This window comes from Crassaminicella indica, assembly GCF_019203185.1.
In the GTDB taxonomy this organism is placed as follows: Bacteria; Bacillota; Clostridia; order Peptostreptococcales; family Thermotaleaceae; genus Crassaminicella; species Crassaminicella indica.
This window is the reverse complement of the sequence record NZ_CP078093.1, coordinates 418,064-434,718: the sequence shown is the minus strand read 5'-3', so window position 1 is coordinate 434,718 and position 16,655 is coordinate 418,064. Positions and strand designations below refer to the sequence as shown.

At 28.6% G+C, this 16,655-nt stretch carries 12 protein-coding genes; 11 read left to right on the top strand and 1 reads right to left on the bottom strand.

The genetic code is table 11. From position 1 onward, the window contains the following. Positions 1-9: 9 nt before the first annotated feature. Together KVH43_RS02125 and KVH43_RS02120 are read left to right on the top strand one after the other, a co-directional pair. Positions 10-1,290, top strand: a complete 1,281-nt coding sequence (locus tag KVH43_RS02125; RefSeq protein WP_218283264.1) for a TIGR02679 domain-containing protein — start codon at positions 10-12, stop codon at positions 1,288-1,290. A 13-nt stretch (positions 1,291-1,303) separates the two neighbouring features. Further along, entirely contained in the window at positions 1,304-4,354 is a 3,051-nt protein-coding gene (locus tag KVH43_RS02120; protein ID WP_218283263.1) for an ATP-binding protein, read from the top strand. A 12-nt stretch (positions 4,355-4,366) separates the two neighbouring features. Here KVH43_RS02120 and KVH43_RS02115 read toward each other — a convergent pair whose 3' ends face one another. Beyond that, complete coding sequence (locus KVH43_RS02115; protein ID WP_218283262.1) at positions 4,367-4,723, bottom strand: winged helix-turn-helix transcriptional regulator; 357 nt, start codon at positions 4,721-4,723, stop codon at positions 4,367-4,369. 228 nt (positions 4,724-4,951) lie between these two features. Here KVH43_RS02115 and KVH43_RS02110 point away from each other — a divergent pair, with 228 nt between their 5' ends. The 9 genes from KVH43_RS02110 to groL all read left to right on the top strand — a co-directional run bounded on the left by KVH43_RS02110 (position 4,952) and on the right by groL (position 16,553). Then, positions 4,952-6,118 carry an iron-containing alcohol dehydrogenase gene (locus tag KVH43_RS02110; protein ID WP_218283261.1) on the top strand — a complete coding sequence of 389 codons (1,167 nt, stop codon included), beginning with the start codon at positions 4,952-4,954 and terminating at the stop codon, positions 6,116-6,118. A gap of 129 nt (positions 6,119-6,247) precedes the next feature. After that, positions 6,248-7,483 carry an NAD(P)-dependent oxidoreductase gene (locus KVH43_RS02105; protein WP_218283260.1) on the top strand — a complete coding sequence of 412 codons (1,236 nt, stop codon included), beginning with the start codon at positions 6,248-6,250 and terminating at the stop codon, positions 7,481-7,483. Between the two features lie 226 nt (positions 7,484-7,709). Next, positions 7,710-9,029 carry a YjiH family protein gene (locus KVH43_RS02100; protein ID WP_255547790.1) on the top strand — a complete coding sequence of 440 codons (1,320 nt, stop codon included), beginning with the start codon at positions 7,710-7,712 and terminating at the stop codon, positions 9,027-9,029. A 294-nt stretch (positions 9,030-9,323) separates the two neighbouring features. Then, a complete protein-coding gene (locus tag KVH43_RS02095; RefSeq protein WP_218283259.1) occupies positions 9,324-10,469 on the top strand; it encodes a transcriptional regulator in 1,146 nt (381 codons plus the stop codon). Positions 10,470-10,480: 11 nt separating this feature from the next. After that, positions 10,481-11,257, top strand: a complete 777-nt coding sequence (locus KVH43_RS02090; RefSeq protein WP_218283258.1) for a response regulator — start codon at positions 10,481-10,483, stop codon at positions 11,255-11,257. Between the two features lie 353 nt (positions 11,258-11,610). Continuing rightward, on the top strand, positions 11,611-12,204 hold the full coding sequence (locus tag KVH43_RS02085; RefSeq protein WP_218283257.1) for a helix-turn-helix domain-containing protein: 594 nt from the start codon (positions 11,611-11,613) through the stop codon (positions 12,202-12,204). A gap of 45 nt (positions 12,205-12,249) precedes the next feature. Further along, complete coding sequence (locus KVH43_RS02080; protein WP_218283256.1) at positions 12,250-14,316, top strand: methyl-accepting chemotaxis protein; 2,067 nt, start codon at positions 12,250-12,252, stop codon at positions 14,314-14,316. Between the two features lie 287 nt (positions 14,317-14,603). Beyond that, positions 14,604-14,888: a co-chaperone GroES gene (groES, locus tag KVH43_RS02075; RefSeq protein ID WP_218283255.1), complete on the top strand. Its 285-nt coding sequence runs from the start codon at positions 14,604-14,606 to the stop codon at positions 14,886-14,888. Positions 14,889-14,921: 33 nt separating this feature from the next. Further along, complete coding sequence (gene groL, locus KVH43_RS02070) at positions 14,922-16,553, top strand: chaperonin GroEL (RefSeq protein ID WP_218283254.1); 1,632 nt, start codon at positions 14,922-14,924, stop codon at positions 16,551-16,553. Positions 16,554-16,655 lie beyond the last annotated feature (102 nt).

Sequence of the window (16,655 nt, the reverse complement as noted above, 5' to 3'; positions counted from 1 at the left end):
GGGGTATCTATGGACGATAAAGTAAAAGAAGCTATTTGCTTTTTGAAAAAGCATAAAGGATACACAAGAATATTAAAAGGAATTCGTGATAAATACAAACAGCTTGGAAAATTATCAGGGATGATTCTTCTAGAGGATTTATCTCATGAAGAAGGAATTATTTTAGGGGCAATTAATCACAAATTTTATGCAGAAAAAACGGTAAGACTTTCTGTGAAAAAATTTTTGGATTATTTTTGTAAGGGAAAATTTGAGGGGATTGATTTTGTTGAAGTATTAAAAATATATTTTAAGGATGATTTATTGACTAATAAAGAATTAAAGGAAATCAGAAAAAATAAAATAGAAATTTATTTTAATAATGTTTTAAAAGAATTTGAAGGTACAAAGGGGTATTTGTGGTTAAAGACTGCTTTGGAGGAAAAAAAATATGGATACAATACTATTATCAAAAAATACGAAGAGAATCCTGACACATTGAAATATTTATTGACGAATATAAGAAATGCTGTAAATAATTTGAGCTTTTCTAAAAATAGGTTAACGCCATTAGCTCTTTTTTCTTCAAATATAACAAAGGATGCTCACTATTTTGATATTCATAAAATGGAAGGAAAGCTATTTATCCATGCAATATGTTGCATTATAGGTGAAAAATATCCATCTAATGCAGAAGAAATAAATGAAATATTATATAGAGCAGGAATAGTGCGAGATGAAATTTCAAATAGTACGATTACATTTGGGTTAAGAGCTTATATAGGGAAAGAGGAGCATTTAGGATTTAAAAGTTTTTTAGAGTTGAAGGAGCCTTTGCAGCTTTCTATTAAAAATTTAAGCAGTATCAGAAAAATAAAAGCAAAGAATAATAAAGCTTTTGTTTTTGAAAATCCAACTGTATTTTCAAGGGTTATGCAAAAAACGATAGATATATCTCCATCTCTTATATGTACAAGTGGACAGATAAATATATCTTCTCTTATGCTTTTAGATAAGCTTGTAGAAGAGGGGACAGTGCTTTATTATTCAGGAGATTTTGATCCAGAAGGTTTACAGATTGCTGATAAATTAAAAATAAGATATAAAGAAAAATTGGTTCTTTGGAGATTTTCTGTTGAAGATTATAGAGCTATTAAAGGAGAGGTATCTATAAAGGGTAGAGAAAAAAAGCTATTAAGTATTAAAAGTGATGAGTTATTTCCTATTAGAGATTTTATGTTGAAAGAAGGCAAGGCAGGTTATCAGGAACTTTTAATTGAAAGATATATATTGGATATACGAAAAAAATAAAAAGGGTGAAAAAATGGATCGAATACGTGTAAAATTATTGGATACACCAACGGTTTATAAAAATGAAGAACGGATCGTATTTCCATTTAAAAAGGCAGAAGGCTTGTTTTATTATTTATTAGTTTATGGACAAGCTACTCGAGATACATTGGTAAATATTTTATGGGGAGAAGTAGAAGAAAAAACAGCAAAGAAAAATCTACGACAGGCTATGTATAAAATCAGAAAAAGCTTTGATTTAGATATTGTTATTTCTCCTAAAAAATCTATCGTAATGATTAATCCAGAAATAAAGATTGATACAGATCTATATGATTTTTTAAGTGATAAAGAAGAGAATATTCATGCATATACAGGAGAATTTTTAAAGGGATTTCATGTGAAGGATGCAGAAGGCTTTGAAGCTTGGATGATACAGTATGCAGAGTATCTAAAGGATTTATATATAGAAAAGCTTAACGAAAGAATAAAAAAAGCTTTTTCAAAAAATGATATGCATTCTATTATCTTTTATGCAAAAAAATGGATTCAAATAGACGAATTCAATGAAAAAGCTTATCAGATTTTAATGAAGGCTTATTCTGATACTGGAGCTTTTCACAAAGCAATAGATTTATACAATCGTTTATGTAATATACTAAGTAAAGAACTCCAAATAGAGCCAAATCCTAATACTAAGAAGGTTTTTGATGAAATATTTATGATGCGAAATACAAAGAAAGTAAACAAAAATAGGATATCAGATTTTTTTTATGGAAGAACTTATGAACTAGGAATTTTAAAAAAGAGCTACCAAAAATTTAAAAATAATCAGAAAACAAAAGTTTTTTTCATTATGGGAGAAGCAGGAGTTGGAAAGACAAAATTAAAAGATAAATTCTTAGAAGATATTAGTGAAGAAGAAATTTTATTGCAGGCTCATTGTTATCAAGCAGAGCAGGGGTATTTACTAAAACCGTGGAATGATATTTTTATCTGTCTAGTAGATATTATTAAAAAAGAGAAAATAGATATTCCTATTTTATGGAGAAATCTGATTCGTCATGTATTTCCAGGCTTTGTTATAGAAAATGAAGAAATCAATATTAATCCAGTAGAAAAAATTGATTGGTTACAGCATAGTGCTATTGAAGAAGCTATGGTGTCAGTATTAAAAAAAATAGCAGTAAAAAGAAGAATGGTTTTAGTTTTTGAAGATATTCAATGGATGGATGAAATGAGTTTAGCTGTTATCCATAGTATATTATTACATCAAAAGAGCAATCATATTTTTATTATTTGTACTTGTAGAAATGGATATTCGGAAAAATTGAATAAGTTTATGATTTCTACTGTCAAACATAAAAAGATTGAAAAAATTGATCTTACTCCTTTTTCAAAATATGAGGTAGAGGAATTTATTCAGATGAGTTTGCCAGAAATTGCTTGGGATGAAAAGCTATATGAAAGAATCTATAAGGAAACTGAAGGCAACGCATTTTTTTTGACAGAGCTGCTTAATGGTATAAAGGAAAAGGGAATTATAACAGGAATGACTGCTAAAACCAAAGATATATTAAAAAGTAGATTTTTGGATGTTTCAAAGGAAGGAAGAAAGCTTCTAAATATTGCTTCACTATTTTTTGATAAAGTGAGTCTTGATATGTTAAAAATTTTAACTTCAAAAAATATACTAGAGATTATGGAGGTTATTGAGGAGCTTCAAAGGAGAGGAATTTTAAAAGAGGTTAGTAGCAGTGATGAAATAAGCTTTGCTTTTACTCATCAAAAGTTTAGGGAATATATTTATATGCAACAATCTAGTGCAAAACGTAGAGTACTACATAATGAGATTGGATTAATTCTTGAAAGAAAACTACATCATGATAAAAGAGATAGATTTCTTTATGCAAAATTGATTTATCACTTTGAAAATGGAAACAATGCGATTTTAGCTTTAAAATACCGTATGAAAAATTTAGATGTATATTTTAATTTTGGGCATGAATTATTTCCTGTATTAAAAGATGGAAACATTGAAGAGGAATATCCGAGTTATTTGAGTCAAGAAGAGGCTATGAAGCAATTAAAAGATATAGAAAAACAGCTTTTGAAAGTAAGAGAAAAAGTATTTTATTCAGAAGAAATAAAAATGCTACAAATAATTTTTTTGCATATGAGAGGAAGATTTTTTATACGAGAAGGAGAATATGATAAAGGTATACAAGATATAGAAAATATGATTGATTTATCACTCGAAATTAATGACTTTGATTATGCCCTAAAGGGGTATAGGCAAATGATTTACTATGGTATTCAAATATATAATGTAGAGTGGATGAGAAAATATATTGAATTAGGTTTGGATTTGGCAAAAAAATGCAATTATCAAAAAGATCTGGGGATTTTGTTAAGACTACAAGGATTGCAAAAAATAATGGATGGAGACTATAAAAATGCTGAAAAAATTTTAAAAGAATCTATTCGTATTTTTGAAGAAGTAAATGAATATGAAGATAAATATACATTAAATGTGGCAGCTGGATACAATTATATTGGAGAAATAAGAAGACGGAATATGAAATTTATGAGTGCTCTTAAATATTATAAACGTGCTATAAAAATATGCATGGATAAAAAAGTTATTCGAGGGCTTACGATTTTTTATACAAATGCAGGTCAAGCAGCCTTTGATATGGGAGATGATGATTTAGCTAAAGATTATTTAGAAAAGGCAATTATTCTATATAATGACCTAAATGCACTTTGGGGAAGGTCAACAGCCGAAGGGTATATGGCAGTGCTTCTGATCAAAAAAGGAAGCTATAAAAATGCATTACAATGCTTTAAAAGAGCAAAAAAATATGCTGAAAAGTTGAAAAGTCCTTATGAGTTAGGAATATTATATCGTGTAAAAGCAGAAATAAAAGTGCGTATGAAGGAAAATAAGGAGCTTAGAGAGATATTTAAAGAAAATTTAAGCTTAGATATAAAAGATTATTGTGACAAAGGAATAGAATATTTAAAACGATTAAAAGGTGCTTATGAGATAGAAATATTAGAAGTGTTGGGGAAAAATAATTGATTTTGAAGTTATTTACTTGTATTTTTTGAAATTATTAACATAATTTTTTCCCCATTTATCCATTTGTTCTAATATAGGCATTAATTTTTTACCTTCTTCTGATAAAGAATATTCTACCATTGGAGGGATTTGGTTATGGATTTTTCTATTGATTAATCCATTTTCTTCTAAGTTTCGTAGCTGCTGTGTTAACATTTTTTGTGTAATTTCAGGAATTATTTTTCTAAATTCATTAAATCTTATAGTTTTATGATTACCTAAATTCCATAATATAAGGGCTTTCCATTTTCCGCTTATTAATTCTAAAGTGATTTCTATTTCACATCTATAATTACTACAACTTACTTTATTAATTCTATCTTTAGGCATGTATTATTATGCTCCCTTCCTTTAGAAATTTTTAAAACTTTTAAGAGATTTCTCTAAATATAATTACGTAATCAGTTTCTTTTTTGTAACTATCTAACAAAAAAGTGCCTTCTTCACATGAGCTTACTATGTATATATAATAAATCATGTGCTAAGGCACACGAAAAAAATAAAATAAATAAAAAATCAATCAAGGAAAATTATATCATAAAAAGAGGAGGAATCAATATGGCAAGATTTACAATTCCAAGAGATGTTTATTTTGGAAAAGGTGCAATAGAAGAATTAAAAAATTTGAATGGCAAAAGAGCTGTTATAGTTATTGGTGGAGGTTCAATAAAAAGAAGTGGAGCATTAGATAAAATAAAGGGATATTTAAAAGAAGCTGGAATGGAAACTAAACTTATAGAAGGAGTAGAATCAGACCCATCAGTTGATACAGTAATGAATGGTGTAAAAGTAATGAATGAATTTAAACCAGATTGGATAGTAGGAGTAGGTGGAGGATCACCTATAGATGCAGCAAAGGCTATGTGGATATTTTATGAATATCCAGAATTTACATTTGAAGAAGCTGCAAAACCATTTAACTTACCACAATTAAGAACAAAAGCAAAATTTGCAGCAATAACAACAACTAGTGGAACTGGTACAGAAGTTACATCTTTTTCAGTTATAACAGATAATAAAACAGGAGTAAAATATCCAATAGCTGATTACAATATAACACCAGACATAGCGATAGTAGATACTGATTTAGCACAAACAATGACACCAAAACTTGTTGCACATACAGGAATGGATGCGTTAACTCATGCTTTTGAAGCATATGTTTCAAAAGCAAGAAATGAATTTACAGATGCATTAGCAATTAAATCTATTGAAATGATGAAAGAGAATTTAGTAGAATCTTATAATGGAAATAAAGAAGCTAGAAGCAAAATGCACATAGCACAATGTCTTGCAGGAATGTCATTCTCAAATGCAATACTAGGAATAGTGCATAGTATGGCTCATAAAACAGGAAAAATATTTAATATTCCTCATGGATGTGCAAATGCGATATATTTACCATATGCAATTCAATTTAATAAAAAAACTGCTGCTAAAGCTTATGCTGATATAGCAAGAAGATTAGGGTTAGCAGGAAACAGCGAAGAGAAACTAATAAATTCACTAGTAGAAATGGTAAGAGATTTTAATAAGAAAATGAATATCCCACTTACATTAAAAGAGTTTGGAGTAAATGAGCAAGATTTTAAAGATAAACTTGAAGATATTGCTAAAAATTCAGTAGCAGATCCATGTACAGCTACAAATCCAAGAGAAATATCAGTAGAAGAAATGAGAAAGTTATTTATATGTGCTTATTATGGTGAAAAAGTAGAGTTTTAATAATGAATTATAAAGAAAAGACTAAGAGCTAAATAAGCTCTTAGTCTTTTTCAAAAATTTTCAAGCTATCATAAATTAAATTTTATATTAAACTATATTTATAATCTAATATTTAAAGGAGATGATTTTATGGCTCAACATATCATAGAAGAAGCTAAAAGGTGCCTTCAATGTAAAAATGCTAGATGCAAAAAAGGATGCCCAGTTAATACTCCTGTAAATGAAGCTATAAGTATGCTTTTAAGTGGAAAGCTTTTAGAAGCAGGAGAAAAATTGTTTTTAAATAATCCTCTTTCAATTGTTTGTTCCTTAGTGTGTCCCCATGAAAAATTTTGTGAGGGAAGTTGTGTGCTTGGAAATAAAGGTAATCCTATTCATTGGAGTTCCATTGAATATTATATATCAGATTATTATTTAAATCGAATGCTTATTAAGCCAAATATTGACCCAAATAAAAAAGTAGCAATAATAGGATCAGGGCCTGCAGGAATTACGATTGCATTTATTTTAGCATCTAGAGGTTATGATATTACTATATTTGAACTTCATGATAAAATAGGTGGAGTGTTAAGGTACGGAATACCAGAATTTAGATTACCTAAGAACATATTAGATAGACTTAAAGATCAATTAATTAATATGGGTGTTAAAATAAGACCTAACATTTTAGTAGGTCCTGTTATCACAATTGATGATCTTTTTAGAGATGGATACAAGGCTATTTTTATAGGTACAGGAGTGTGGAATCCAAAACCTATAAGAATTAAAGGTGAAAGTTTAGGAAATGTACATTATGCTATAGATTATTTGAAAAATCCTGATGTATACCTATTAGGTAAAAAAGTATGTGTAATTGGTGCAGGTAATGTAGCTATGGATGTGGCAAGAACAGCTATAAGAAAAGGTATTAATGAAGTTTATATAATGTATCGAAGAGGCGAAGAGGATATGCCCGCTAGTAGCTATGAAGTAGAATATGCTAAATTAGATGGAGTTAAGTTTGAATTTTATAAAACACCTATAGAAATAACTGATAAAGGTATTAAATATTTAAAAACTAAGAAAGTTAAAGAGAATGGGGAAGAAAAATTAATTACATTAGAAGATTCGGAAGGATTATTCGAAGCAAACTCCATTATTATTGCAGCTAGTCAAGGACCAAAGGCAAATATAGTTTCACATACTAAAGGAATAGAAATAAATAAATTTGGTTTAGTAAGAACAGATGAGTGTGGAAGAACTACTAGAGAAGGTGTTTTTGCATCTGGGGATGTAGTGACTGGAGCCAAAACTGTAGTTGAAGCAGTAAGATTTTCTAAAAAAGTAGCAGATGCTATAGATAAATATATATCTAAAGGACAGTGAACTACCACCTAAAAAGAGATTGTTTAACACTTGGAGAGTTCCTGTTAATATTTGATTTAAAAGAGTTATATATACTTATGGTATTTTGTGAAGGATGTAAATAAATATGAAAATGAATCGGTATATAAATATAAAGCTAAATATAGAATTTTAAAAAAATAAAAAATATTATATAATTAAATTGGTGGATGATTTATCCATTAATTTAATTATAGGAGGGGTTAAGGTGAATACGGGAGAAATAAATGAAAAGAAAGGATTTGATAGCAGTAGTATTTTAAAATTTATTCTTTTTAGTGGAATTGGTATTTTTATGTTTTTTATTCCTATTCGAATAGGAGAAAAATCTACTATTCCTCTAGATCATATTGTGTCAGGTATTAAGACTGGAATACCAGCATTGGCTGCTATTTATGCACTTGTTATTATACTTGTTGGAACTATATGGCCATTTATCAAAAAAACGTGGAATAAAAATGCTGTAGATATGGTATTCTCATTGCTAAAAATATTAGGGCTTGTTGTAACATGTATGGTTTATTTTCATATTGGACCTGCATGGCTATTTGAAAAGGATATGGGACCATTTTTATTTTCTAAGCTCGTAATTCCTGTAGGACTCATTGTACCTATTGGAGCAATATTTTTAGCATTTTTAGTAGGTTATGGACTATTAGAGTTTATAGGGGTTTTGATGAAGCCTGTTATGAAACCTATTTTTAAAACACCTGGCAGGTCTGCAATTGATGCAGTAGCATCCTTTGTAGGAAGCTATTCTATAGGTCTTTTGATTACCAATAAAGTATACAAAGAAGGGAAGTACACAATAAAAGAAGCAGCTATTATTGCTACAGGCTTTTCTACAGTATCTGCAACCTTTATGATTATTGTAGCAAAGACGTTAGGACTTATGGATATGTGGAATATATACTTTTGGACAACTTTGATAGTTACTTTTTTAGTGACAGCTATAACAGTAAGAATTAGACCTTTGAGTAAAAAGAGTGAAACCTATTGTACAGGAGAAGGAATTCCAGAACCTGAATATAAAGGAAATCTTTTTAAACATGCATGGGAAGAAGGTATTAAGGCTGCAGAAAAGTCATTAGGAGTTGGAGAAAATATAGCAACCAATTTAAAAGATGGATTAATTATGGCTATGGGGATATTGCCTTCTATTATGTCTGTAGGGCTTATAGGATTAGTTTTAGCAAAATATACTCCTGTATTTGATGTAATAGGATATATATTTTATCCATTTACAAGTATTCTTCATATTCCTGAAGCTATGCTTGCAGCGAAAGCTGCTGCTGTTGGGATTGCAGAGATGTTTTTGCCAGCACTATTGGTTGTAGATGCACCACTTGTTACTAAATTTATCATTGGAGTTGTTTGTGTATCTTCTGTATTATTTTTCTCAGCTTCCATACCATGTATATTATCTACAGATATTCCAATTAGTCTTTTAGATATATTATTGATTTGGCTTGAAAGAACCTTGATCACTTTAATCATTGTGAGTTTGTTAGCTTTTGCATTATTATAAATCGTATTTATTTATATCAAAAAAAGGCTGTCGTTGCAGTAGGCGAGCAAAAACTTTATAAGGAAGCATATAATACCTCCTAAGGATATTGATCTTTAGGAGATATTTAATAAAAAATATGAGAAACAAAGAATTATTTACAAATAAATGGGGGTTTGATATCCTTGTGTTAGGATATTAAATAATAAAAGGCTGTACTATTTTTTATTTTTATATCGAATTGCAGTATAGATAATGGATATAGTTCCTTTTTTAGGAATGGAGTTATCTTAGAGGTAAAGGGGGAAAAAATTTTTGAACGAAAAATTAATAGCATATCAAGAAGAGTCTGAGGAAATTTACAGTTTAATTAATAATCTAGACCAATTCGTAGATGCCATACTAGAAATAGAAATAAGAGAAAATAATAATGAATTTGAATTTTATATAAAGGATATTAATACGGCGTATAGTAAACATTTACAGCGTTCAGCTGATGAAATTATAGGTAAAAATATATTTGAATTGTATGATGAAAAAATTGCAAGGGTTTATAAAGAAAAAGGTGCTTATTTATATAAAAATAAGACAAAGAGCAGTGTAAGCTTTTATATAAAAAAAGAAAAGGGACAATATAGTGTTATATCAGAAAAAGAAATTTTAGTAAAAGAAGATACAGTTTTTTGGGAAATTACGCTTTATCACTTGATTAAAGAAAATGAGCTAAATAGGATGTGCATTGTAATAAAGAATATCACGAAATTATTAGATAATATTAACAAAATAAAAACAAAAGATGCTTTAAAAACTTACAATGATAAAATCATGAATATATCAGATATTATATCGAATTTATCACATATGTGGAGACAGCCTCTTAACAGCTTGAACTTTTGCATTATAAATCTAATAGATGAAATAAAAAGTGAGTATGAGGATAAGATTGATTTAGAGGATTATTATCAAGAAATATGGGAGATTATAAAAAACTTATCAAAAAAAATAGAAAAATTTCAAGTTTTTTTTGAACAGGAATATAAAAGTGAATTTTTTGAAGTAAAAAAGTCTATTGAGCTAACATTAGAAATTATGGAGGAAAAAATAAAAAAAGATCATATTAAAATAAATATCGATACAAATAAAAATATTAAAATGCATGGATTTTTAAATGAATTTGCACAGCTGATCTATTATATTCTATATGAAATAATAGAATATTGTAAAAAAGCTTTCGATATATATAATAGAGCTTTACATATTCGTATCGATGAATATGATGAAAGAATAAACGTGATTATTTTATTACAATATAATCAAGAAAAATATAAAACTATAGATTTTCATCTTAATAATTTATTAATGATTAAAAATATAACTGAACAAAAAATAAAAGGGAATATTAAACTAATCAACAACGATGGAGAAAAAGGAATTGCTTTAAGTTTTCCTATGGGTATATAGGAGGGGTGATTTTGGAAAAGGTAAATATATTACAAAATATAAAAGTGTTATATGTAGAAGATGAACCTATTACAAGAAATCAGGTTTTTAGATTTTTAAAAAAAAGAGTTGGAAAAGTGATATTAGCAGAAAATGGTGAAGATGGGATTCGTAAATTTATTGAGTATGAACCTGATGTTATCATAACTGATTTAGTAATGCCAGATATGAGTGGGATTGAAATGATGAAAAAAATCAGAAATGATGGCAATAAATGTCCATTTGTTATTACTTCAGCATTATCAGATTCTCAAACTATTTTAGAGACGGTTGATTTAAAAATAGAAAAATATTTAATAAAACCTATTGATGTAGATGCATTGATGAATACTTTAAAAGATATTGTCATTGAAGAAGTAGAATACAACAAAAATATATTAGTAGTAGATCATGAATTTATTTTAACAGCAGATAAAAAAAGTGAATTAGAGCTTCAAATTAGAAATTTGTATTCAAAGCATTTAAAAAGTGTAACTGGCAAAGGTGCAAAACTTATACAAGCATTTATAAAAGGAAAAGAAATAGAAATATTATCTAAGGAAAATTTAACTGTTATTGAAGAAAATTTATTGCGTGTTGGACAAAATTTTAAGTTTATAGAGATTATAAGAAAAACTATATATGAAAATACAAAATTAGACATTGAAAAGCAAATATCAGAATTAATGAATAGAAATGTAGTAGTAAAAAGCATAGAAATATGTCCAAAGGAAAAATATGAAAGAATTGTATTGAATATTATTGATTAATATTATATCTGTGTTTATTTGACAAAATATAATAAAAATGGTATTATTGTTATAGATTTCTGGTAAAAAATCTTAATAAATAAAAACAGATATATGAAAGGATATAAGCTGTTTTTATATTAAGTATTTTATAGTTTTGAAAATTAAAATTTAAAAAAGCTTATGGAATAACTATTTAAATCAAATGATTTATTTGCAATTTGAATAGTCCATAATAAAAGATTATTTTGACTTTTATTATGGACTATTTTTATTTTGTTTGTTTTGCTCATTGAGATATAAAATTTAGATTGAATTGAGCAACTGTTGTTTATAAGAATATTGTTATGGAATAAATAGGGGGGGCGTTTATTATGACATATAAAAAATGGACAGAAGATGAGACGAACTATTTAATTTGTAACTATGCTAAAAAAAGTATTAATAAAATAGCTGATGATTTAAACAGAAGCAAGGATTCTATTTTTAAAAAGGCAAAAAGATTAGGATTAACAAAACAAATAAAGCATTGGAAGGAGTGTGAAGTAGACTATTTGATTGATCGTTGGGGAAAGAGTCCTGCTTATGATATAGCAAATGAATTGAATAGAAGTATTCATTCAGTTAAGAAAAAAGCTATTGAACTAAAGCTTGGACCAGAAAGGATTGCTAATGGTGAATTTTTAACTACTGGAGATATAGCGTATTTATTAAATAAAAATCCTAGCTTAATTTATAGATGGATTAGAGATGGATTTATTAAAGGAAGACGTTTTGGCAAAAAGAAAACATTTCAAATAAAGCCACAGCATTTGATAAATTTTTTAAAGGATTATCCTGATAAATGGTCTGCTTATAAAGCAAGAGTAGATTTGATAAAACCGTATTTTTGTTATACCAATCGTGCAAATATACCAGAGTGGTTTGAGTGTAAAGTACAAGAAGATATACATTCACAAATAATTTAAACTAATATTTATTTGATAGATTTAATTTATAAGGAGGCATTTGTAATGTTTAAAAGATTTAGAAGTATTAAAGCACAATTTTTAGCTATATCTATAATGATTATTTTAGTTTTGTTAATAGCTATTGGAGGAATTGTAAAATATCAAGTAAGTACAAAAGCTAGAAAAGATTATTTTGCTAATTCTAATGAACGTATGGAGACAGTAGCAAGAACAATTAAAATATTTTATGACCAAATAGATAATGATATAAATATGTTTGCAAAGCATCCATTGGTCCTTCAATCTGTTAATAATATTACTACATATAAAAATAATAACGAAAAAATTCAGATAACTCCTTCGAGAAATGGAGGAGTAGAACAAGAGATTTTTGAGATGTTTAAGCATTATGCTAATACCCATAAAGGGACAAAATATGTATATTTAGCAACTAAAGATGGTGGTTATTTAGTATATCCAGAAGGTGTTGTAGAAAAAAATTATGATCCAACAAAAAGAGTATGGTATAAAACTGCTTTAAGTGGAAATGGTTCTATAAAAAGAACAGCTCCATATTTGTCACTCGAGGACAAGTCTGTAAATATTAGCAATGTGAGGTCATTTGCGGATAAAGATGGAAATTTGCTTGGAGTAATAGGAATTGATGTTGAACAGTCAGTCATTAGTGATATGCTAAATAAAATGAAAATAGGTAAAACAGGATTTTTTATGCTGGCACATAATACAGGTATTATTTTAGCAGATGGGAATAATCCTGATAATAATTTTAAAAGAATAGAAGAAGTTGGGATAGAAGGATTAGATAAGATATTAGATAAGAATTTAAAGACTTTTAATATAACTATTGATGGAGAAAAATATGTTACAAATCTATATAGAGTGGATGGTATAGATTGGGTTTTAGCATCATTTATGTCAGAAAATGAATTAATAGCAGATGCTCAAAATATATTTTTTAAAATTTTAATTGCTTTAATAATTGTGTTAATTATAACAATTGTTTTCATTAGCGTTAGTGTAAAGAGGATTACTACTCCTATTATAAAAACTTCTGATTATTTACAATTACTTGCAGAGGGAGATTTTTCTAAGGAGATTGATCATAAGTATTTAGTTAGAAAAGATGAAATAGGAGCTATGATGAATAGTATTAATAATATGAAAAATTCATTGAAGAATTTGATGAATAGTATTAAAAGTGAATCAATAGTTATAGAAGGCGAAGTAGAATATGTTATGAATCATATGTATGTGTTAAATGATAATTTAGGAGAGATCTCGGCAACAACAGAAGAACTTGCAGCGAGTATGGAAGAGATGGCTGCTTCATCAGAAGAAATGACAGCAACATCTCAAGAAATTGAAATAGCAGTTCAAACTATGACAAAGAGATCTCAAGAAGGTGCAATTGCTGCTAGTGAAATAAGTGAGAGGGCAAAAAATACTAAAGAAAATATTCATGCTGCTCAAAAGAAAATATATGAAGTGTTTACTAATACAAAAAAAGAACTTGAAGAGGCAATAAAAAATTCAAAGGTAGTTGAACAAATTCATATCTTGTCCGAATCTATAATGCAGATAACAGAAAAAACGAACCTACTTGCATTAAATGCTGCTATTGAAGCGGCAAGAGCTGGAGAAGCAGGAAGAGGCTTTTCAGTTGTAGCCGAAGAAATAAGAAAGCTTGCAGAGCAATCAAAAGATACTGTGCTTAAAATTCAAGATGTAACAACTAAAGTTATAAATTCAGTAGATAATCTTTCGAGCAGTTCAAATAGTTTGCTTACTTTTATGTCTACAGATGTAGTGGATAATTATAAGGTTATGTTAGATTTAGCAGAAAAATATGATGGAGATGCAAAGTTTGTAGATGAGCTGGTAAATGAATTTAGTACTACTTCTGAAGAACTTTTAGCTTTTATAAAAAATGTTTTAGTTGCTATTGAGAGTGTTGCTTCAGCAGCTAACGAAGGTGCAATGGGAACTACAGATATAGCAAATAGAGCTGTTGAGGTAAATGGTAAGTCAAATGAAGTTGTGGAACAAGTTTTAAGATCAAAGAAAAGTGTGGATAAATTAAAAGAGGAAGTAGCTAAATTTAAGGTATAATGTTTACATGCTTTATAAGATATTAGCCGATAGAATTTATCGGCTTTTTTTGTAATGATTTTTATAAAACAAGAGAAAAAGAGAAAACAAAAGAAAAAAATAGATTTAATGAAAAAATGGAATAAAATTTAAAAAAATGAAATAAAATATGGAATATGGGTTTAAAATATAATATAATAGGATTTGATTAATAGATATAGATATAATACATTATAATTAGCACTCAACCTTAGTGAGTGCTAATAAAGTGTAAAAATTATAAATGAAATATATAAGGAGGGTTACTCATGAACATTAAACCATTAGGTGACAGAGTAGTCATTAAAAAACTTGAAGCAGAAGAAAAAACAAAAAGTGGTATTGTTCTTCCAACACAAGCAAAGGAACAACCACAAATGGCTGAAGTTGTAGCAGTAGGACCAGGTGGAATGGTAGATGGAAAAGAAGTAAAAATGGAAGTAAAAGTAGGAGACAGGGTAATTTTCTCTAAATATGCAGGAACAGAAGTAAAATACGATGGTGTTGAGTATACAATTTTAAGACAAAGTGATATTTTAGCAGTAGTTGAGTAATAAAAATAGATTACATAATAGGAGGGATTATTTATGGCAAAAGAGATTAAATTTTGTGAGGATGCACGCCGTAAATTAGAAGCTGGTGTAAACAAATTGGCGGATACTGTAAAAGTTACATTAGGACCAAAAGGAAGAAATGTAATTTTAGATAAAAAGTTTGGTTCACCACTTATTACAAATGATGGTGTTACTATAGCTCGCGAAATAGAATTAGAAGATGCTTATGAAAATATGGGTGCACAACTTGTAAAGGAAGTAGCTACAAAGACAAATGATGTTGCTGGAGATGGTACTACTACAGCTACATTATTAGCGCAAGCTATTATTAGAGAAGGACTTAAAAATGTTGCTGCTGGTGCAAACCCAATGATTCTTAAAAAAGGTATCCAAAGAGCTGTAGATGTTGCAGTAGAAGAAATTAAAAAGATTTCTAAAACTATTGAAAGCAAAGAAGCTATTGCACAAGTTGCATCTATCTCTGCAGCAGATGAAACAATTGGTAACTTGATTGCAGAAGCTATGGAAAAAGTAGGAAAAGATGGAGTTATTACTGTTGAAGAAGCAAAATCAATGGGAACTACTTTAGAAGTAGTTGAAGGTATGCAATTTGATAGAGGTTATTTATCTCCTTACATGGTAACAGATGCTGAAAAAATGGAAGCAGTACTTGAAAATCCATATATATTAATTACAGATAAGAAAATAACAAATATTCAAGATATTCTTCCAGTATTAGAGAAAATAGTACAACAAGGTAAAAAATTATTGATTATTGCTGAAGATGTTGAAGGAGAAGCATTAGCTACATTAGTTGTAAATAAATTAAGAGGAACATTTGAATGTGTTGCTGTAAAAGCTCCAGGATTTGGAGATAGAAGAAAAGCTATGCTTCAAGATATTGCAGTTCTAACAGGTGGTACTGTAATTTCTGAAGAATTAGGATTAGATATCAAAGAAACTACTTTAGATATGCTAGGTCGTGCAAATTCTGTTAAAATCGACAAAGAAAATACAACAATAGTTGATGGTGCAGGAGATAAGCAAGCGATTCAAGATCGTATAAGACAAATTAAAACTCAAATTGAAGAAACAACTTCTGATTTTGATAAAGAAAAATTACAAGAAAGACTTGCAAAGCTTTCTGGTGGTGTAGCAGTAATCGAAGTAGGTGCAGCTACTGAAACTGAATTAAAAGAAAGAAAATTAAGAATTGAAGACGCATTAAACGCAACAAGAGCTGCTGTTGAAGAAGGTATTGTTGCAGGTGGTGGTACAGCATTAATCAATACTATTGATGCTGTAGAAAAGCTAATAGAAACATTAAATGGAGATGAAAAAACAGGTGCAACTATTATTAGACGTGCTCTTGAAGAACCAGTTAGACAAATCGCTGCTAATGCAGGATTAGAAGGATCTGTAATTGTAGAGAAAGTTAAAAATAGTGAAATCGGCGTAGGCTTTGATGCATTAAATGAAAAATATGTAAATATGATAGAAGCAGGTATTGTTGACCCAACAAAGGTTACTCGTTCAGCACTTCAAAATGCTGCTTCTGTATCTGCAATGCTTCTAACAACTGAAGCTGCTGTTGCAGATATTAAAGAAGAAAATGCAGGTGCTGCAATGCCAGGAATGGGCGGCGGAATGCCAGGTATGATGTAATAAATGAAAGAGAATAGCTCGATTAGCTATTCTCTTTTTATATAATATGAATATTGCGAATATATTAATTTTCCTTAATTTATATTGACAGGATGGTGAATA